The following is an 18,887-nucleotide window of genomic DNA, read 5'->3' on the forward strand; positions in this document are numbered from 1 at the left end:
GAGCTGCGCGGGAGGGAGGTTCCGGCCCCCCGCTACCGGTGGCCGCACGCCGTGGTTGCCGGGCTCATGGCGGGACGGACACGGGGAGAAGACATGATCACGCACAGGCGCGCGCTGGGTGGGGCCCTCGCACTGGCCGTGGCGGCCGGCATCGTGGCGGGCACGCTGCCGGCGAACGCCGCGGCCGCCGCACCGGCGGGCCGAACGGCGGCCGCGCAGTCCGGGCGTGCCGCCGGGGACGCCGAACTGCGGGCGATCCTGCAGCGGCTGACGACCGTCGACGGCGGCCCCGGCGCCCTCGTCGAGGTGCGGGACCGGCGCGGGCGCTCGGTGCTCACCAGCGGGGTCGCGGACGTGCGGACCCAGGCGCCGATGCGCGGCGACAGCACGTTCCGGATCGGCAGCATGACCAAGCCGTTCGTGGCGACGGTCGTGCTGCAACTCGTGGGCGAGCACCGCGTGGTGCTGGACGCCCCGGTGGAGCGCTACCTGCCCGGCGTGGTCCGCGGCCCGGGTGGCGACGGGCGGGTGATCACCGTACGGCAACTGCTCCAGCACACCAGCGGACTGCCCGACTACCTCGACTTCCTCGATCCGCTGAGCATCCTGAGCGACCCGCTCGCCCACCACGACACCCGGGACCTGGTGGACCTCGCCCTCGCCCAGCCTCCGGCCTTCCCGGCCCCCGGCGGCGGCTGGGACTACTCCAACACCAACTACCTGCTGGCCGGCATGATCATCGAGAAGGTGACCGGCCACCCCTACGGCGAGGAGATCCGCCGCCGCATCATCGCCCCGCTCGGCCTGACCGCGACCTCCGTGCCGGACGACGCCTCGGCGATCCCCGGCCCGCACCCGCGCGGCTACGTGCGGCCCGGCGCGGACGCCCCGCTGCTGGACGCCACCGCGATCAACCCGTCGGTCGCGGGCGCGTCCGGCGCGATGATCTCCAGCGCGGGCGATCTCGACCGCTTCCTGGCCGCGCTGCTGGGCGGCCGTCTTCTGCGGCCCGCGCAGCTGGCGGAGATGACGGCGGTCCGCGCCACCGGGGACGCCGGCCGCGCGTACGGCCTCGGCCTGGAGCGCCGGACGCTGCCCTGCGGCGGCACCTACTGGGGCCACGGCGGCGACATCTTCGGCTACGAGACCGCGGGCGGCGCCACCGCCGACGGCCGCCAGGCCACCGTCATGGTGAACGTCGACCCGGGCGGCACGGACGCGCAGGACGACGACATGCGGGCCGCCGTCGAGACGGCCCTGTGCGCGGACCCCCGCGCCTGACGGGCGCGGGGCGGGTCAGCCCGCCGAGCGCGGGGCGTAGCCGTGGAGGAAGCACCGCACCCCGGCGGTGACCATCGCGCGGCAGGCGGCGGGGTCGGCCAGGTCCGTGTGGTCGGTGAAGTTGTCGGCGGAGACGAGCAGCATGAGGTGGCCGGCCGCACGCAGGGGGTCGTCGATCGTCAGGTCGCCGCGGATGGCGAGGGCGCTCAGGCGGTCGGCGAGGGCGCGGCGGGTGCGGAGGGGCCCGGTCTCGAGCCAGAGGTCCAGCGCGGCGGGCGGGATGTGCTCGGTCTCGGCGCGGACCTGGCGGACGAGGGCGAAGTGCGGGGCGAGGTCGGAGGAGAGCACGCCGAGCCAGGCCAGCCCGAATTCGGTGAGGTCCTGTTCGAGGTCGGCGACCTTGCCCAGGTGGCGGTCGATGAAGTCGATCATCGTGTCGGCGGCGCGCCGTGTGCTCTCCTGGATGACCGTCCGGAAAAGCTCGGCCTTGTCCGTGAAGTGGTTGTAGATGGTGCGGTTGGACACGCCCGCCTCCGCGGCGATCGCGTCCAGGCTCGCCCGCGTGTAGCCGTCGCGGGCGAACAGCGTCAGCGCGCCCGCCACGATCGCCCGCCGCTTGTCGGGCTGCCCGGCCGGCTTCCTCCTGGTCACCGCCCCACCCGCGGATCCGGCGGAGCCGTCCTCCGCCGCACTCGAACTCTTCTTCTCCGTCACGCCGCCGAGGCTACTCCACCCGCAGCATCGATTACACCGATCGTTGCAATTAATGCGGCAATCGATGTAGCGTCTACACCGATCGGTGCAACACCATCCCTCCGCTGAGGAGCCCCGCCATGACCAGGATCGGCATCATCGTCGGCACCACCCGCCCGGGCCGCCGCGGGCACGCCGTCGCGGAGTGGGTCGCCGCCGCGGCCGCCCGCCGCCACCCCGGGGTGGACTTCGAGATCGTCGACCTCGCCGGCTTCGGCCTGCCGCTGCTCGACGAGGAGCTGCCCGCCATGGCCGGCCGGTACGCCCACCCGCACACCCGGCGCTGGGCCGAGGCGATCGCCCGCCTCGACGGCTTCGTGTTCGTCACCCCCGAGTACAACCACTCCGTCTCCGGTGCACTGAAGAACGCCCTGGACTTCCTGTACGCCGAGTGGAACGACAAGGCCGCCGGTGTGGTCAGCTACGGCGTGCAGGGCGGCACGCGCGCGGCCGAGCACCTGCGGCTGGTCCTGGCCGAGCTGCGGGTCGCCACCGTCCGCTCCCAGGTCGCGCTGTCCCTCCGGGACGACTTCACCGCCCCCGACCCCGCCGCGCCCGCCGTCGCAGCCGGGGTCGCCGCCGACCCGCACGCCCACGGCCCGCTCGGCGCCCTGCTGGACGACGTCCTGGCCTGGTCCCGGGCGCTGGAGCCGCTCCGCGAGGGGGTGCCCGCGTGACCGCCGCCGACCCCGGCCGTACGACAACGGAAACCCTCTCCCCCGCGGAGCTGGACGCGCTGGCCGCCGCCGTCGCGTCCGGCGCTCCCCGCGTCGCCGGGCTCGGCGAGTCCACCCGCTTCGCCCATGACACCTCGGCCCTCCGCGACCTGCTCTTCCGCCGCCTGGCCGGCGAGCACGGCTTCCGCGAGCTGGCCGTCCAGGACGACGCGGCCGCCGGCGCGCGGCTCGACGCGTACGCGAACGGCGGGCCGGGCACCGCCGCGAGCGCGCTGGACGGCGCCTGGCGGCCCTGGCGCACCGCCGAGACCGCGGCGGCCCTGGAATGGATCCGCGGCTTCAACCGGGCCCACCCCGACGACCCCGTCCGCATCTTCGGCGTCAAGCCGGTCCAGGCGGGCCCGGCCGACTACGACGCCGTACTCGGCCACGTCAGCCGCACCGCCCCGGGGCGGCTGACCGAACTGGCAGCCCACCTGGAGCCGATCCGTACCGCCCACGACATCGACGAGCACGTGCAGCGCGCCCGCGGCCTGCACCCCGGCCGCCCCTTCGCCGAGCACGCCCGCGACGCCCTCGCGCTCGTCACGGACCTGACAGCGGACGGGCCCGCCGACGAGCCCGCGGACGAGCCAGAGAAGGAGGCCGGAAAGGAGGCCGCCGCCCGCATGCGGCTGATCGCCGACTTCCACGAGCGCAGCGTCGCCGGCCGCGGCAACTACGCGGGCGACGCCGCCGCCTGGGCCGCGGCGATCGCGGAACGGCAGCGCCGCACCGGGCGCCGCGTCGCCTACTGGGACGGCATCGCGCACACCTCCGCCGCCCCGGTCACCCTCGGCACGGCCCCCGAGCGGGGACCCGAGCCCACCGTCGGCAGCGCCCTGCGCGAGCGGTACGGCGCCGGCTACGTGTCGGTGGCGATCGGCTTCCACCACGGGGACCTCGGTGTCGCCGAGGTCCCCGCCCCGGCCCCGGAACGGCTCGACGCCCGGCTGTCCGCCGCGGCCCCCGGCAGCCCCGCGCACTGGCTCGACCTGCGCGCGCCGCACGAGCGCCGGGCGTGGTCGGGCCCCGCGACGGCCCGGGTCATCAGCGGCGTCTACACCCCGGCCCGCGACGCGGCCGAGCACCTCGCCGTCGCGTCGCTGCCCGACGCCTTCGACGTCCTGGTCCACCTGCACCGCGTCTCCGCGGTGCGGCGTCTGCCCTGACGGGCCGCCCCGGCCGCAATCCCCGGGCCCCGGCCGGACCGAGGCGCTAGAGTACGGGTGTGCGCCGCCAGGCCCGCCCGCCCTTGTAGCTCAGTCGGCCAGAGCACCTGTCTTGTAAACAGGGGGTCGTCGGTTCGAATCCGACCGGGGGCTCGTACAGGAGGTTCCGCCCCACGCGGGCGGGGCCTCCTTCTGCGTCCGGGGGTGACGAAAAAGGCGCCCGGGGCCTGGTGACAAAAGGTGGAACGTGCAGGTAGCGTCACCGGGGAGTCCGCGTACCACCGGGCTCGACCATCGAAGCGGCACCGAAAAATCTGCTTCCTTTACTCGGATCGTCCGGCACGTTCCTGCCGGTGAAGGGATTGCGTACAACCATGGCTACTGTGACGTTCGACAAGGCGACCCGGATCTACCCGGGTGGCGACAAGCCCGCCGTCGACGGCCTGGACATCGAGGTCGGGGACGGCGAGTTCCTGGTCCTCGTCGGCCCGTCCGGCTGCGGCAAGTCGACCTCGCTCCGCATGCTCGCGGGGCTGGAGGACGTGAACGCCGGCGCGATCCGGATCGGCGAGCGTGACGTCACGCACCTGCCGCCCAAGGACCGCGACATCGCGATGGTGTTCCAGAACTACGCGCTGTACCCGCACATGACCGTCGCCGACAACATGGGCTTCGCGCTCAAGATCGCCGGCGTCAACAAGGCCGAGATCCGCAAGCGGGTCGAGGAAGCCGCCAAGATCCTGGACCTCACCGACTACCTGGCCCGCAAGCCGAAGGCGCTCTCCGGCGGTCAGCGCCAGCGTGTCGCGATGGGCCGCGCCATCGTGCGTGAGCCGCAGGTCTTCCTCATGGACGAGCCGCTGTCGAACCTCGACGCCAAGCTCCGTGTCCAGACCCGTACCCAGATCGCCAGCCTGCAGCGCCGCCTGGGCGTCACCACGGTCTACGTCACCCACGACCAGACCGAGGCCATGACGATGGGCGACCGCGTCGCGGTCCTCAAGGACGGTCTGCTGCAGCAGGTCGACACCCCGCGCCACATGTACGACAAGCCGGCCAACCTCTTCGTCGCGGGCTTCATCGGCTCCCCGGCGATGAACCTCATCGAGGTCCCGATCGTCGACGGCGGCGTGCGCTTCGGCAACGCGCTGGTCAACGTCGAGCGCGACGCGGTGCAGGCGGCGGCGGACAAGGGCGACACCACGGTCACCGTCGGTGTCCGCCCCGAGCACTTCGACATCGTCAGCGGTGACAGCGAGGCCAAGTCGCTGTCCAAGGACGCCCCGGCGGGCCTCGCCGTGACCGTCAACGTCGTCGAGGAGCTCGGCGCCGACGGCTACGTCTACGGCTCGGCGAAGGTCGGCAACGAGGACAAGGACGTCGTCATCCGCGTCGGCGGCCGCGAGATCCCGGAGAAGGGCTCCGTGCTGCACGTCGTGCCGCGCGGTGGCGAGACCCACGTCTTCGCGACCTCCTCCGGCGAGCGCCTGAGCGACTGATCACACGACGCCCCCTCCCAGGGGGAGTTCCGCGCCTGTGACGGCCGGGCGGTGCGTATCCGTACGCACCGCCCGGCCGTTGGCGTAGGCGCACCGGACGGATACCCGCACAAGCGGCAGTTCGGGCCCGTTCGTCAACCTTCGAACGCCCGGCCCGGCGATTTCACTCCCCCGCAAGAGTGACTGAATGTCGCCAAATCATCACCAGTCGCTACGATCCGAACCGTGAACCAGGTAGCTCGCCGTCTCGGCAAGACATTCGCGCTCGTCCTCCCGGTGGTTCTCGTGCTGTCGGGAACACTCGCCGTCACCCGCGTCTCGTGGGCCGGCTCCCCCTCCGACGCCCAGGTGCTGACCGCCTCCGCCACGTCACGGGACGGAGCGGCCGCCGGCCAGGCGGCGAAAGCCCCGCAGGAGGCGCTGCGCGCCCGGCTGCTGGACGAACTCCAGCAGAAGGACCCGGGGGCCGCGCTGACCGACCTCCAGGTCGCCATGGCCCAGCAGCCGTCCCTCGCCCGGTACTGCGTGTCCATCGCCCGCTCGCTGGGCCGCGCCGCCGTCGCGAAGTACGACGGCTCGGTGCGGCGCGCGCAGGCGTGGTCGCGGCCGGTGTGCGACACCGCGTTCGCGACCGGTGTCGCCGCCATGGGCTGACCGCCCCCGCCGACCGGTCCGGGCGCCGTCAACGAGCGCGTACGGCCGGCAGCCCCGCAGGGTGCGGGGGTTGCCGGGCGTACGCGCTCGTTGACGTTCGCATAAGGTGCGCTGCATGACGCACGACACCACCGCGCACGAGACCGTCCCGGTCACCCAGGCCGTCATCCTGGCCGGCGGCCAGGGCTCAAGGCTGCGGCCCTACACCGACGACCGGCCCAAGCCCATGGTCGAGATCCCCGGTACGGGCACGCCCATCATCGGCCACCAGCTCGCCTGGCTGGCCGCGGAAGGGGTCACGGACGTCGTCGTGTCGTGCGGGCACCTCGCGGAGGTGCTCCAGGAGTGGCTGGAGAGCGCACCGCTGCCGCTGAAGGTGACAACCGTCGTCGAGGGCGAGCCGCTGGGCCGCGGCGGCGGGCTGAAGTACGCGGCCGCGTCGCTGCCGCGCACCGACGAGCCGTGGTACGCCACCAACGGCGACATCTGGACCCGCTTCTCGCTGCGCGGCATGGCCGCCTTCCACGAGGAGCGGGACGCCGTCGCGACCCTCGCGCTCGCCCGGCCGCGCATCCCGTGGGGCGCCGTCGAGACCAACGAGTTCGGGCAGGTGCTGGACTTCATCGAGGCGCCGCCCTCGCCCTTCCTGATCAACGCGGGCGTGTACGTCTTCGCGCCGTCCTTCACCGCGATGCTGCCGGACCTGGGCGACCACGAGCGCACGACCTTCCCGCGGCTGGCCCGCGAGCGGCGCCTGGCCGGCTACCCGATCCCGCAGGGCGCCTACTGGCGGGCCATCGACACCGCCAAGGACCTCCGCGAGGCCGCCCGCGAGCTGGCCGCGGGGCCCGCGATCTGAGCCCGCGGGCCGACCGCGAGGCCCACGCAACTGAGCCCGCGGGCCCCCTCGGGGACCACGCGGGCTCAGATGCGTGCGCTGTCTCAGGACGTGCGCGGCCTCAGGCAGTCGGCGTCGGCTGGGCCGGGGCGCCCAGCAGCGCCGCGCCCAGCAGTCCGCCGATCGCGCCGCCCTGCGTGGGCCGCGGGGCGGGCGGCGGAGGCGGGGCCGCACGGGTCGGCGGGGCGGGGGGCTGCGACGTACCGCCCGAGCCGCCGGACGAATCGCCGCTCGACCCGCCGGACGTACCGCCCGACCTCCGCGCGCCGCCCGGGGTGTGCGAGCCGCTCCCCGGCGTGCGCGTGGCGGAGGCACCGTCCTCCGTCCCGTCGGCCGGCGGCGTCGAGGCCGAGGGCTGCGGCTTCTCCCGCTCCTGCGCCGGCTGCGTGGGCGCCCCGCTCCCCGGCACGGACCCGTCGTCGCCCCCCGAGACCTCGGGCAGCGGCTGTCCCGGCAGCTCGTTGACCGGCGGCGCGGCGGGCCCGTACCGGTGCGTGCCCGGCGTGCTGCCGGCCCGTACCGCCGCGCCCAGCACGGAGCCGATCAGCAGCGCGCACCCCACGATGAGCGTGCCCAGCACCACACCGCGGCGCAGCACGTACTGGCGCAGCCCCCACAGGCCGACACGCGGGCCGAGCCGGCGCCAGGCGTCGGCGGCGAGCTTGCCGTCGACGGAGTAGACGGGGGCGCCGGCGATGATCAGCGGGCTCCACGCGGCGAGGTAAATGAAGTCGGGGGCGTCGTAGACGGGGACGGTGCGCCAGCTCACGGTGACCAGCAGCGCGACGGACAGGGCCGCTCCGAAGACCGCGGCGACCCGCTGCCACAGCCCGAAGACGGTCAGCACGCCCACCACGACCTGGAGGAAGGCGATGGAAAGGCCCGCGCCCACCGGGTGGTTGAGGGCGGCGTCGCGCAGCGGCTCGGCGGCGCCCCAGGGGTGCAGCGAGTTGAGCCAGGTGACCATGGAGCCACGCTTGCCGCCGTCGAAGTAGACGCGGTCGCACAGCTTGCCCATGCCCGCGTAGATCGACACGAAGCCGAGGAAGATGCGCAGCGGCAGCAGCACGATGCCGAGGTTCATCCGGCGGCCGGGGTACCAGGCGTGCTTGACGAAGTCGCCGCCCTTGGGCACGGGCCGCTCCCGCCGGGGCGCGGTCTCGTAGAGGTCGTCGTCCTCCTCGCCGTAGTCCGCGTCCGCGTCGTAGCTGGCGACCGGCGGCCGATCGTCGAAGGCGCCGCGGGCCGGGCGTACGCCGCCGAGCAGGCCCGTGGTCGGGGCCTCGCCGTTGCGGGGGCCGACGACGGTGGGCGGGACGGGCGGCACGAGCGTCTCGCCGATCCGCGGCAGCACCTGCGTGGTCGCGCCCGCGGAACCGTCCGGGGACCCGGCGCCGCGCACCGTCTGGAACAGCTCGCCGGCCAGCGCGTCGCCGGGCTCGGACCACACCACCGGGGCGAGCCTGCGGCGGCCGCCGGTGTGCGGCTGCGCGGTCGTGCCGTGACCGTGGGACGCGCGCGCGAGGGAGCGCGCGGACGTCCTTCCCAGCTGCACACGGAAGCTCGCGTGAGTGACGATGACCTGGGCGGGGTCGCTCGGCACGCGGGCCATGGTGAAGGGCGGCCCGTCGGAATCGGGCGTCCCTCCCCCCGGGGAGGGGCGGGGTGTTCTGGTGTCCACGCTCATCTAACCGAGTGACGGTCCTTTAGGACACTGCCGGACACCGCCCTCGGTGTCCGAGACGCGTCAATCGCACCGGACCCGTATGATGCCCTCCCGCACCTGCCCCGGGCGGGTCACGAGCGGCGCCGGGCTGCCTCGTAGAGCACCACACCCGCGGCCACGCCGGCGTTCAGCGACTCGGCCGCGCCGCCCGGCATCGGGATGCGCACCAGCAGGTCGCACGTCTCGCCGACCAGCCGCGACAGGCCCTTGCCCTCGCTGCCCGCGACGATCACGACCGGCCCGTCCAGCGCCTCCAGGTCGTACAGCTCGACGTCGCCGTCCGCCGCGAGGCCGACGACGGTCAGGCCCGCCTTCTTGTACGCCTCCAGGGCGCGGGTCAGGTTGGTCGCGCGGGCGACGGGGACGCGGGCAGCGGTGCCGGCCGACGTCTTCCACGCACCCGCGGTCATCCCGGCGGCCCGCCGCTCGGGCACCACGACGCCGTGCCCGCCGAAGGCGGCGACCGAGCGGACGACGGCGCCGAGGTTGCGCGGGTCGGTCACCCCGTCGAGGGCGACGATCAGCGCGTCCTCGCCCCTGTCGGCGGCGTCGGCCACGAGGTCCTCGGGGTGCGCGTACTCGTACGGCGGGATCTGCAGGGCGATGCCCTGGTGGTTCAGCCCGGACGTCATCCGGTCCAGCTCGGCCTTGGGCGCCTCCATGAGCGGCACCCCGCGGTCGGTGGACAGCCGCAGCGCCTCGCGCACCCGGTCGTCGTTGTCGATGAACTGCTGGACGTAGACGGCCGTGGCCGGGATGTCCGCGCGCAGCGCCTCGACGACCGGGTTGCGGCCCACGACCAGCTCGGACGCCGACCGGCCGCCGCGCCCCATCGGGCGCTGCTGGCGGCCCGCGCTCTTGCGGGCCTGGGCGGCGGCGACCCGGCTCTTCTTGTGGCCCGGACGCATCTCGGCGGGCGGGGTGGGCCCCCTGCCCTCCAGGCCCTTGCGGCGCTGCCCGCCGCTGCCGACCGTCGCGCCCTTCTTGTTGCTCGTACGGCGGTTCCTGCGCTGGCTGTTGCCGGCCATGGGGACTCTCACTTCTTCTGTCTACGTCACGTCGGGGGGCGCGGGCCCGGAAAGCGGCGAGGGGTGCGGGGGCCGGAACGCCCGCACCCCCCTCATGTCTCCGGTCAGCCGCGCAGCGTCCAGCGCGAGCCGGTCGGGGTGTCCTCGATCTCCAGACCGGACTGCACCAGCTGGTCGCGGATCGCGTCGGCCGTCGCGTAGTCCTTGCGGGACCGCGCCTGCTGCCGCTGCTCCAGCACCAGCCGGACCAGCGAGTCGACGACGCCGTGCAGGTCCTCCCCGCGGTCGGCGCCCGTCCAATGCGGGTCCAGCGGATCCAGGCCCAGCACTCCGAGCATCGCACGGACCTCGGCCAGACGCGCGACCGCCGTCTCCTTGTCGTCGGCGGTCAGCGCGCTGTTGCCCTGCCGGACGGTGGTGTGCACGACGGCGAGCGCCTGCGGCACCCCGAGGTCGTCGTCCATCGCCTCGGCGAAGGCGGGCGGCACCTCGCCGGCCGGCTCGACCGGCCCGGCCTTCTCCACCACCCGCTGCACGAAGCCTTCGATCCGCGCGAACGCGGCCTCGGCCTCGCGCAGGGCCTCCTCGCTGTACTCGATCATCGACCGGTAGTGCGGGGTGCCCAGGTAGTAGCGCAGCACGATCGGCCGCCAGCGCTGCACCATCTCCGAGACCAGCACGGAATTGCCGAGCGACTTGCTCATCTTCTCGCCGCTCATGGTGATCCACGCGTTGTGCACCCAGTAGCGCGCGAACTCGTCGCCGTACGCCTTGGCCTGCGCGATCTCGTTCTCGTGGTGCGGGAAGATCAGGTCGATGCCGCCGCCGTGGATGTCGAAGGCCTGGCCGAGGTACTTGTGCGCCATGGCCGAGCACTCGATGTGCCAGCCGGGCCGGCCGCGGCCCCACGGGGTCTCCCAGGACGGCTCGCCGGGCTTGGCGGCCTTCCACATCGCGAAGTCCCGCTGGTCGCGCTTGCCGGTCTCGCCCTCGCCCTCCGGCTGACGGAGGTTGTCCAGCTCCTGGTTGGACAGCGCCAGGTAGCGGGGGTAGGAGCGCACGTCGAAGTACACGTTGCCGTCGGCGACGTAGGCGTGGCCGCCCTCGATGAGGCCGCGCATCATCTCGATCATCTCGGGGATGTGCCCGGTCGCCCGCGGCTCGTACGTGGGCGGCATGCAGCCCAGCACGTCGTAGCCGGTGGAGAAGGCGCGCTCGTTCTCGTAGCCGATCGCCCACCAGGGCCGATCCTGCTCCGCGGACTTGCGGATGATCTTGTCGTCGATGTCGGTGACGTTGCGGACGAAGGTCACGTCGTAGCCGCGGTAGCGGAACCACCGCTGCATGATGTCGAAGTTGAGCCCCGACCTGATGTGGCCGATGTGTGGCGCCGCCTGCACGGTGGCGCCACACAGGTAGATAGAGACACAGCCCGGCATGAGCGGGACGAAGTCACGTACCTGGCGCGCGTTTGTGTCGTACAGGCGAATAGTCACGCCTCAAGGGTAGTGGGCCCGGCGCCCTTCGCGGACCGCCGGGCGCAAGACGTCGCCGCGTCAGATCCGCTCGACGACGCGCTCCGGGGTGACCCGCACGATGAGCCGCACGGTGTCGGGTCCGTCGTTGCTGTAGGGGGCGCCGGTGTACTTGCGGCTGACGGAGTCGACGAAGCCGCGGTCCTCGTCCTCCGTGACGCTCGCGGTGCCGCGGATCTCGACGTACGCGAAGGGGTTGCCCTCCGGCATCGCCAGGACGGTGACCCGTGGGTTCCGCGCCAGGTTGCGGGCCTTGCGGCGGTCCCCGGTGGTGGAGAAAAGCACGTCGTCGCCGTCCCGCGTCACCCAGACGACCGACAGCTGCGGCGTCCCGTCGGGCTCGACGGTGGCGACGGTGGCATAGGTCTTCGCATCGAAGAGCGCACGAGCGTTGTCCGAGAGCTGAGCCATGGCTGGCTGCCTTTCTGCCGTGGGGGCTGCGTCCCCTCAACGCCGGGGGCGCGCCGATTCATCCACACCGCAGGTGCGAATGCGCTTGCCGCGCCGGGCACTCGTTTCTCCGGGGCGCGGGAGGATGCGCCTGCCGCGCCGGGCTAGCGTTGCGCGCTGCCGCGCAGGGGGCGAGCGGCTTGCGCTACCGCGCTGGCGAGCGACTTTGCGCGGCCCCGCCGGGCGAGCGTTTTGCGCTACCGCGCAGGGGCCGACCGTTTTGCGCTACCGCGCCGGGCGACCATTGCGCGCTACCGCGCAGGGGCCGAGCGACTTTGCGCTGCCCCACCGGGCGACCATTGCGCGCTACCGCGCAGGGGCCGAGCGACTTTGCGCTGCCCCACCGGGCGACCGTCTTTGCGCTGCCCCGCCGGGCGACCATTGCGCGCTACCGCGCAGGGGCGAGCGACTTGCGCTACCCCGCCGGGCAAGCGGCTTTGCGCGGCCCCGCCGGGCGAGCGTTTTGAGGGGCGCGGGGAACTGCGCGGCCAGCCACGACGGTGGCGCGGGTCGTCACCGGCCCGAAGGGGCAGTTCGGTTTCGTACCGGACCACCGGCCGGTGGGTGGTTGCTCGCGCAGTTCCCCGCGCCCCTCAAAACGCCCACCGCCCCGCGCGGCGGAAAACGCTCACCCCCCGCAGCAGCGGAAACGCTCACCCCGCGCGGCAGCGCGAAGCGCTCACGACGCCGCCGGCGGCAGCACCATCGCCGTGGCCAGCCGCGCCCCCGAAAACGCTCGGCCCGGCGCGCAGCGGAAACGCTCACCCCCCGCGGCAGCGCGAAAGGCTCACCCCGCGCGGCAGCGCGAAGCGTTCAGGACGCCGCGGGCGGCAGCACCATCGCCGTAGCCAGGGCGGCGAGCCCCTCGCCGCGGCCGGTGAGGCCGAGCCCGTCCGTCGTGGTGCCGGACACCGAGACCGGCGCCCCCACCGCGGCGGCGAGAGCCGCCTCCGCCTCGGCGCGCCGGGTCCCGATCTTCGGGCGGACCCCGATGACCTGGATCGCGACGTTCCCGATCGTGAAGCCGGCCGCCCGGACGATCCGCGCCGCCTCCGCGAGGAGCGTCACCCCGGACGCCCCGGCCCACTCGGGCCGGTCCGTGCCGAAGTGCGCCCCGAGGTCGCCGAGCCCGGCGGCGGAGAAGAGCGCGTCGCACGCCGCGTGCGCGGCCACGTCGCCGTCGGAGTGCCCGGCGAGCCCGTGGGACGCGCCCTCCCAGTGCAGGCCCGCGCACCACAGCTCGCGGCCCACCGCGAAGGCGTGCACGTCCGTTCCGACGCCGACCCGGGGCAGCGGCACGGAAGGCGCCTCCCCGGCGGGGGGCTCAGTGCCCATTGGCCCTCCTGCGGGCGAGTACGGCCTCGGCCAGGACGAGGTCCAGCGGCCGGGTGACCTTGAAGGCCTCCTCGTGTCCGGGCACGACGAGGACGGGGACGCCGAGCTGCTCGACCATGCCGGCGTCGTCCGTGACGGGGCCGGACACCGAGGAGTGCGCCTTGGCCAGCACCGCCCGGTCGAAGCCCTGCGGGGTCTGGACGGCCCGCAGCAGCGCCCGCTCGGGCGTGCCGGTGACGGCGCCGGTGTCCGGGTCGACGCTCTTGACGGTGTCGGCGAGCGGCAGCCCCGGCACCACGGCGGGCGCCCCGCCCCGTACCGCTTCGACGACGGCCTCGACCGTCTCGACGGGCACCAGGGGGCGGGCGGCGTCGTGCACGAGCACCGTGCCGACGTCGTCGGGCAGCGCCGCCAGGCCCAGGCGGACGGAGTCCTGCCGTTCGGCACCGCCGGGCACGACCCTTATGTCGGTGGACTCGGGCAGCCCGTTCGCGTCGAGCAGCGCCCGGACCTCGGCGGCGCCGTCGGGCGGCGCGACCACGACGATCACGGAGACGGCGCGGGCGCGGGCCATCGCGCGCACCGCGTGGACCAGGAGGGGGACCCCGCCGAGAGTGCGCAGCGCCTTGGGCGCGCCGGGGCCGAGCCGGACGCCACGTCCGGCGGCGGGAATGACGGCTGCGGTACGCAGGTTTGTGTCCTTGTATGAGTTGGGTATCGCTTGGAGGTGCGCCCGGGGTGATGTCCCGGGCGGTTGCAGGGCACGGGCTCCCCCTCAGGACCCCTTCCGTGAAGTCCTGGGGATGACCGTATCGCCCTGCGGGACGGCAGGCGTCGGGTTCGGCGTATGCGCAGGCGGCAGCTGTGCTCAGCCGCCGCCTGTGCCGGGCCGCGCATGCCGCAGCACCCGGCCGTGGTGCTGGGCCGGGTGCCGCGGCAGTGTCCCCCGGTGGGTGCCCGGGGTGCGTCTGCGTAAGTCAGTACGTCACGGCAGCGTGGGTGGGCGCTGGAGTGGACGTGACACGAGAACGTCCGGAAAGGGACGGTCTTACGACGCGAGGACTTCGTCGAGCAGGGCCTCGGCCTTGTCCTCGTTGGTGTTCTCGGCCAGAGCGAGTTCGCTGACCAGGATCTGCCGCGCCTTGGCGAGCATGCGCTTCTCACCGGCGGACAGGCCGCGCTCGCGCTCGCGCCGCCACAGGTCACGAACGACTTCCGCGACCTTGATGACGTCGCCGGAGGCGAGCTTCTCCAGATTTGCCTTGTATCGACGGGACCAGTTGGTGGGCTCCTCGGTGTACGGCGCGCGCAGCACCTCGAAGACCCGATCCAGCCCGTCCTGACCGACAACGTCGCGCACGCCGACGAACTCCGCATTGTCCGCGGGTACGCGCACCGTCAAGTCGCCCTGGGCGACCTTGAGCACCAAGTAGGTCTTGTCCACGCCTTTGATCTGGCGAATTTCGATAGCCTCGATCAGCGCGGCCCCGTGATGGGGATAGACCACGGTGTCGCCAACCTTGAACGTCATGTGACAGGTACCCCTTCCGTGGCTATCCAGGGTAACACGGGAACGCCCTCATCTGAATGGCGTTTTCGCAGGTCAGGGCATATCTCGGGGCTTGACAAGCGCCCCTGGAACGTGCTGGAGGGTGCCACGGACACCCGGTATTCGCAGGTCGGAGCGGGTATACGGGGACCCGGAATCACCGCCGCCGGAGGCGCGGCGACCGCCGAACACCGGGCGATACGTCCGGATTTGTCACTCCCGCACGAGTGGATCTTCGCTACTCCGTTCGGGTTCACGGCACGGAAGACGCGGCCGAAGATCCAATTGCCCGGCGATCACGGAAATCCCCCCGGTCCGCCGCGTCACGTCGACCGGCCGGTAATCACACCGTGGTAATGCCGGAATACATTGCGGGCATGTTGCGCGCGCGTACCGCACGGGGACCCGTTGACGTCGAGATCCGGCCACCGGCGCGACCCGCGTACACGACCGCTCGGGTGAGGGACTGTCACTGAGGGGACACCCGGTGCGCGGCCGATACCGGGGCTCGGTAATCTTAGGCCGCTGGAAGATCGTCCGAGCCTGCCAAGCCGGCTGCCCGCCACAGCCGGCCGGGCCGTCAGTCCGAGTCATAGGAGATGCCGCCGCCGTGGTCCGCAGCTTCCGACGCGGCGCCCTCGCCGCCGCCGTCGTCGCCCTCTCAGCCCTCTCGCTCGCCGCCTGCGCCGCGGGGAACGAGGCCGAGACCCTGAAGGTCAAGCCGGACAACCCGGCGGGGGCCAAGGGCGACATCCAGGTGCAGAACGCTTTCGTCCTGACCGACCCGAACGGCCCGGCCGCGGTCACCGCCCGGCTGTTCAACAACGGCGACACCGACCAGACGCTGGACAGCGTGAACATCGTCAGCGGCCCGTCGGCGCAGCTGTCCGGCGCGAACGGCACCGGCGGCATCACCGTCCCCGCGCACGGCACCGTGCTCGTCGGCGGCAAGGGCAACGCGAGCGGGGTCATCAGCAGCGGCCAGGAGCAGCTGCAGAACGGCGGCTTCCAGAACGCGGTGTTCACCTTCAGCGGCGCCGGTCAGATCCCGCTGAAGATCCAGGTCATGCCGGCCGCGAGCTACTTCGCGCCGTACGGCCCGGGCTCGCTGCCGACGACCGAGGCCCCGACCCCGACCGCCACCTCGACGGAGACGCCGGGCGGCACCGCGAGGCCGACGGACACCGCGAGCCCGACGGGCACGGCGACCGCGACCTCGTGACCGCGTAACACCCGCACGTACTGCCATGTGCGAAGGGGCCCGGCGCCATGGCGCCGGGCCCCTTCGCACATGCGGTGGATCCCCGCGGTCTACGGCTCGAACTTGTAGCCGAGGCCGCGGACCGTCACCAGGTAGCGCGGGGCGCCCGGGTCCGGCTCGATCTTGGCGCGCAGCCGCTTGACGTGGACGTCGAGGGTCTTGGTGTCGCCGACGTAGTCCGCTCCCCACACCCGGTCGATGAGCTGCATCCGGGTGAGCACCCGGCCGGCGTTGCGCAGCAGCATCTCCAGCAGGTCGAACTCCTTGAGCGGCAGGTCCACCTTGCCGCCGCCGACCGTCACGACGTGGCGGTCCACGTCCATGCGCACCGGCCCCGCCTCCAGCGCGGCCGGGGAGATCTCCTCGGGCTCGCCGCGGCGGCGCAGCACCGCGCGGATCCGGGCGACCAGCTCCCGCGACGAGAAGGGCTTGGTCACGTAGTCGTCGGCGCCGATCTCCAGCCCGACGACCTTGTCGATCTCGCTGTCCTTGGCGGTCACCATGATCACCGGGACATTGGACTTGAGCCGCAGCTGGCGGCACACCTCGGTGCCGGGCAGCCCCGGCAGCATCAGGTCGAGCAGGACCAGGTCGGCGCCGTTGCGTTCGAACTCGTCCAGCGCGTCGGGCCCGGTCGCGGATATGGCGACCTCGAAACCCTCCTTGCGGAGCATGTACGACAGCGCGTCGCTGAAGGACTCTTCGTCCTCGACGACGAGTACGCGGGTCACGGAAGGACCTCCGGAGCGGGGATGTGTTCGGGGAGGGTCTGGAAGAGCTGTTCGTCCGACGGCTCGTCGGCCGGCTCTGCGTCCGCCTCGGCATCGGGATCGGTGCCGGGCGGGAGCGCGCGGTCGCGGGCGATCCCGGCCTCGGGAAGCCGCAGTGTGAAGGTGGAGCCCTGTCCTTCGACGCTCCACACGGTGACCTCGCCGCCGTGGGTGGCGGCGACGTGCTTGACGATGGAAAGGCCGAGCCCGGTCCCGCCGGTGGCCCGCGAGCGCGCCGGGTCGACCCGGTAGAAGCGCTCGAAGACCCTTTCGCGGTCCTTCTCGGAGATGCCGATGCCCTGGTCCGTGACGGAGATCTCGATGAGGTCCCCGCCTCCCCCGTAGCCTGCGGCACGGGAGGCGGGCCCGGCGGCGATACGGCGTCCGGCGATGCCGACCCGGGTACGGGCCGGACTGTAGTTGACGGCGTTCTCGACGAGGTTGCCGAGCGCCGCCGCGAGCTGGCCCCGGTTGCCCCATATGAAGAGGTCGGGGGTGTTTCCGGTGGCCATGGTGATCTGCTTGGTGTTGGCCTGGTGGCGGCAGCGGTCCACGGCCTCGGCGACCAGGTCGTCGACCGCGACCGGCTCCGCGTCGTCCAGCAGGTCGTCGTCCTGGACCCGGGAGAGGTCGATGATCTCCTGCACCAGGCTGGTGAGCCGGGTCGCCTCGATCTGCATGCGGCCGGCGAAGCGGAGCACCGCCTCGGGGTCGTCGGAGGCGTCCATGACGGCCTCCGACAGCAGCGAGAGCGCCCCGACCGGGGTCTTCAGCTCATGGCTGACGTTGGCGACGAAATCCCGCCGGACCGCTTCGATCCGCCGGGCCTCGGTGAGGTCCTCCACGAGCAGCAGCACCAGGCGCGAGCCCAGCGGTGCCACCCGGGCGGACACGGCGAGGCCTTCGCCGCGCCCGGCGCCGCGGCGCGGAAGGTCGAGTTCCACCTGGCGTATCTCGCCGTCCCGCCGCGTCTCGCGGGCCATCTGCAGCATCTGGTCGACGGAGAGCCTGCCGCCGCGCACCAGTCCGAGGGCATATGCCGCCGAGCTGGCCTTGACCACCGTGTCGCCCTCGTCCAGGACGACCGCGGAGGACCGCAGCACGGACAGCACCGTGTCCACGCCGGGCGGAAGCACGGCTTCCGTGTGCAGCGCGGTACGGGTCGGGCGGGCCTGCTCCCGCTCGCTCCAGCGGAACGCGAGCACGGCGATGACACCGGTCGCCAGACCGGCTATCGCGCTGGCTGCGGCGACTGCCGCGTTCACGTCCATGGCTCCAGGTTAGGTGGCCTGCGCAGGCGCTCCACAGCCCTGAGAGATACCTCTCGGCCGCACGTTGCCAAGAGTTCACCTTCACGTAGGAGGTGATTCACTCCGGGTGCGCGGCCGGTACTCCACGCTCCACGAGCGTGGAGCGTGGAGGAGAAGCCTCTTGTGCCGGCCCGTGCACCCTGTGTACAGACCGCTCACCAGCTCACGGAAGCCCATGAAGAAGCTCTTGGAAGGAACGCGATGCGGGACGCATACCACGAGGAACTCGACTCCATCGGCGACGGCCTCGTCGAGATGGCCCGGCTCGTCGGCTCGGCGATAGGCCGCGCCACCACCGCGCTGCTCGACGCCGACCTCAACGTCGCCGAGAGCGTCATCGGGGCCGACGAGAAGGTCGACGACCTCCAGCGCGAGCTGGAGACCCGGGCGATCAACCTGCTGGCCCGCCAGCAGCCGGTGGCGACCGACCTGCGGATCGTCGTGACCAGCCTGCGGATGAGCGCCGACCTGGAGCGCTCCGGCGACCTGGCCCGGCACGTCGCCAAGCTCGCCCGGCTGCGCTTCCCCGCCTCCGCGGTGCCGCAGGACCTGCACAGCACCATCCTGGAGATGGGCCAGCTCGCGCAGCGCCTGATGGCGAAGGCCGCCGAGGTCATCATCACCAAGGACGTCGACGACGCGCTCCAGCTGGAGGCCGACGACGACCGCATGGACGAGCTGCACCGCACCCTCTTCCAGCACCTGCTGGACGACCGCTGGAAGCACGGCATCGAGACCGCCGTGGACGTCACCCTGGTCGGCCGCTACTACGAGCGCTTCGCCGACCACGCGGTGTCGGTCGCCAAGCGCGTCGTCTACCTGGTGACGGGCGAGCACGTGGACGAGCTGTCGCCGGTCCCGACGGACGTCGAGTCGGCGTAGGGCGTACGGCTCGCGCGTACGGGCTGCGCCCGGGGGCAGCGCGTGGGGGGGGCGGGGGCGCGCGGCGG

General features: G+C 73.1%; 18 protein-coding genes and 1 tRNA gene. 9 read left to right on the forward strand and 10 right to left on the reverse strand.

Annotated features, from left to right (window positions below; all coding sequences use genetic code 11):
* Positions 1 to 93: 93 nt before the first annotated feature.
* Positions 94 to 1,281, forward strand: a complete 1,188-nt coding sequence (locus IH54_RS0135990) for a serine hydrolase domain-containing protein (protein ID WP_031525256.1) — start codon at positions 94 to 96, stop codon at positions 1,279 to 1,281.
* Positions 1,282 to 1,296: 15 nt separating this feature from the next.
* On the opposite strand, the gene IH54_RS0135995 is transcribed toward IH54_RS0135990, so the two are convergent.
* The gene (locus IH54_RS0135995; RefSeq protein WP_234344208.1) at positions 1,297 to 1,995 is read right to left on the reverse strand and encodes a TetR/AcrR family transcriptional regulator; all 699 of its coding nucleotides are present in this window, start codon (positions 1,993 to 1,995) and stop codon (positions 1,297 to 1,299) included.
* A 119-nt stretch (positions 1,996 to 2,114) separates the two neighbouring features.
* Here IH54_RS0135995 and IH54_RS0136000 point away from each other — a divergent pair, with 119 nt between their 5' ends.
* From IH54_RS0136000 to IH54_RS0136025, 6 genes are all read left to right on the forward strand, one after another.
* On the forward strand, positions 2,115 to 2,711 hold the full coding sequence (locus IH54_RS0136000; protein ID WP_031525258.1) for an NADPH-dependent FMN reductase: 597 nt from the start codon (positions 2,115 to 2,117) through the stop codon (positions 2,709 to 2,711).
* Positions 2,708 to 3,922 (forward strand): erythromycin esterase family protein, encoded by a 1,215-nt coding sequence (locus tag IH54_RS0136005; RefSeq protein ID WP_234344210.1) that lies wholly within the window; start codon positions 2,708 to 2,710, stop codon positions 3,920 to 3,922. Before IH54_RS0136000 ends, IH54_RS0136005 begins: the two co-directional genes overlap by 4 nt.
* Positions 3,923 to 4,001: 79 nt before the next feature.
* Positions 4,002 to 4,075, forward strand: a tRNA-Thr gene (locus tag IH54_RS0136010).
* Between the two features lie 221 nt (positions 4,076 to 4,296).
* Positions 4,297 to 5,421 (forward strand): ABC transporter ATP-binding protein, encoded by a 1,125-nt coding sequence (locus tag IH54_RS0136015; protein ID WP_031525260.1) that lies wholly within the window; start codon positions 4,297 to 4,299, stop codon positions 5,419 to 5,421.
* A 225-nt stretch (positions 5,422 to 5,646) separates the two neighbouring features.
* Positions 5,647 to 6,075, forward strand: a complete 429-nt coding sequence (locus IH54_RS0136020) for a hypothetical protein (RefSeq protein WP_031525261.1) — start codon at positions 5,647 to 5,649, stop codon at positions 6,073 to 6,075.
* 115 nt (positions 6,076 to 6,190) lie between these two features.
* Positions 6,191 to 6,934 (forward strand): nucleotidyltransferase family protein, encoded by a 744-nt coding sequence (locus tag IH54_RS0136025; RefSeq protein ID WP_031525262.1) that lies wholly within the window; start codon positions 6,191 to 6,193, stop codon positions 6,932 to 6,934.
* Positions 6,935 to 7,034: 100 nt separating this feature from the next.
* Here IH54_RS0136025 and IH54_RS0136030 read toward each other — a convergent pair whose 3' ends face one another.
* The 7 genes from IH54_RS0136030 to IH54_RS0136060 all read right to left on the reverse strand — a co-directional run bounded on the left by IH54_RS0136030 (position 7,035) and on the right by IH54_RS0136060 (position 14,578).
* A complete protein-coding gene (locus IH54_RS0136030; RefSeq protein ID WP_031525263.1) occupies positions 7,035 to 8,585 on the reverse strand; it encodes a DoxX family protein in 1,551 nt (516 codons plus the stop codon).
* A gap of 185 nt (positions 8,586 to 8,770) precedes the next feature.
* On the reverse strand, positions 8,771 to 9,727 hold the full coding sequence (gene rlmB / locus IH54_RS0136035; RefSeq protein WP_031525264.1) for a 23S rRNA (guanosine(2251)-2'-O)-methyltransferase RlmB: 957 nt from the start codon (positions 9,725 to 9,727) through the stop codon (positions 8,771 to 8,773).
* Between the two features lie 104 nt (positions 9,728 to 9,831).
* A complete protein-coding gene (gene cysS, locus IH54_RS0136040; protein WP_031525265.1) occupies positions 9,832 to 11,223 on the reverse strand; it encodes a cysteine--tRNA ligase in 1,392 nt (463 codons plus the stop codon).
* A 60-nt stretch (positions 11,224 to 11,283) separates the two neighbouring features.
* Positions 11,284 to 11,673 carry a PPOX class F420-dependent oxidoreductase gene (locus IH54_RS0136045; protein WP_031525266.1) on the reverse strand — a complete coding sequence of 130 codons (390 nt, stop codon included), beginning with the start codon at positions 11,671 to 11,673 and terminating at the stop codon, positions 11,284 to 11,286.
* 852 nt (positions 11,674 to 12,525) lie between these two features.
* Entirely contained in the window at positions 12,526 to 13,047 is a 522-nt protein-coding gene (ispF, locus tag IH54_RS0136050) for a 2-C-methyl-D-erythritol 2,4-cyclodiphosphate synthase (protein WP_031525267.1), read from the reverse strand.
* The gene (gene ispD, locus IH54_RS0136055) at positions 13,037 to 13,765 is read right to left on the reverse strand and encodes a 2-C-methyl-D-erythritol 4-phosphate cytidylyltransferase (protein WP_031525268.1); all 729 of its coding nucleotides are present in this window, start codon (positions 13,763 to 13,765) and stop codon (positions 13,037 to 13,039) included. Before ispD ends, ispF begins: the two co-directional genes overlap by 11 nt.
* Positions 13,766 to 14,095: 330 nt before the next feature.
* On the reverse strand, positions 14,096 to 14,578 hold the full coding sequence (locus IH54_RS0136060) for a CarD family transcriptional regulator (RefSeq protein WP_031525269.1): 483 nt from the start codon (positions 14,576 to 14,578) through the stop codon (positions 14,096 to 14,098).
* A 628-nt stretch (positions 14,579 to 15,206) separates the two neighbouring features.
* On the opposite strand from IH54_RS0136060, the gene IH54_RS0136065 reads away from it, so the two are divergent.
* The gene (locus tag IH54_RS0136065; RefSeq protein WP_031525270.1) at positions 15,207 to 15,818 is read left to right on the forward strand and encodes a hypothetical protein; all 612 of its coding nucleotides are present in this window, start codon (positions 15,207 to 15,209) and stop codon (positions 15,816 to 15,818) included.
* An 89-nt stretch (positions 15,819 to 15,907) separates the two neighbouring features.
* Here IH54_RS0136065 and IH54_RS0136070 read toward each other — a convergent pair whose 3' ends face one another.
* The gene (locus tag IH54_RS0136070; RefSeq protein ID WP_031525271.1) at positions 15,908 to 16,588 is read right to left on the reverse strand and encodes a response regulator transcription factor; all 681 of its coding nucleotides are present in this window, start codon (positions 16,586 to 16,588) and stop codon (positions 15,908 to 15,910) included.
* Complete coding sequence (locus IH54_RS0136075; protein ID WP_031525272.1) at positions 16,585 to 17,898, reverse strand: sensor histidine kinase; 1,314 nt, start codon at positions 17,896 to 17,898, stop codon at positions 16,585 to 16,587. The genes IH54_RS0136070 and IH54_RS0136075 overlap by 4 nt, the downstream gene beginning before the upstream one ends.
* A gap of 240 nt (positions 17,899 to 18,138) precedes the next feature.
* On the opposite strand from IH54_RS0136075, the gene phoU reads away from it, so the two are divergent.
* A complete protein-coding gene (gene phoU / locus IH54_RS0136080; RefSeq protein WP_031525273.1) occupies positions 18,139 to 18,819 on the forward strand; it encodes a phosphate signaling complex protein PhoU in 681 nt (226 codons plus the stop codon).
* Positions 18,820 to 18,887: the final 68 nt, after the last annotated feature.

Origin of the sequence: Streptomyces sp. NRRL F-5123 (assembly GCF_000721495.1) — a bacterium.
Lineage (GTDB): Bacteria > Actinomycetota > Actinomycetes > Streptomycetales > Streptomycetaceae > Actinacidiphila.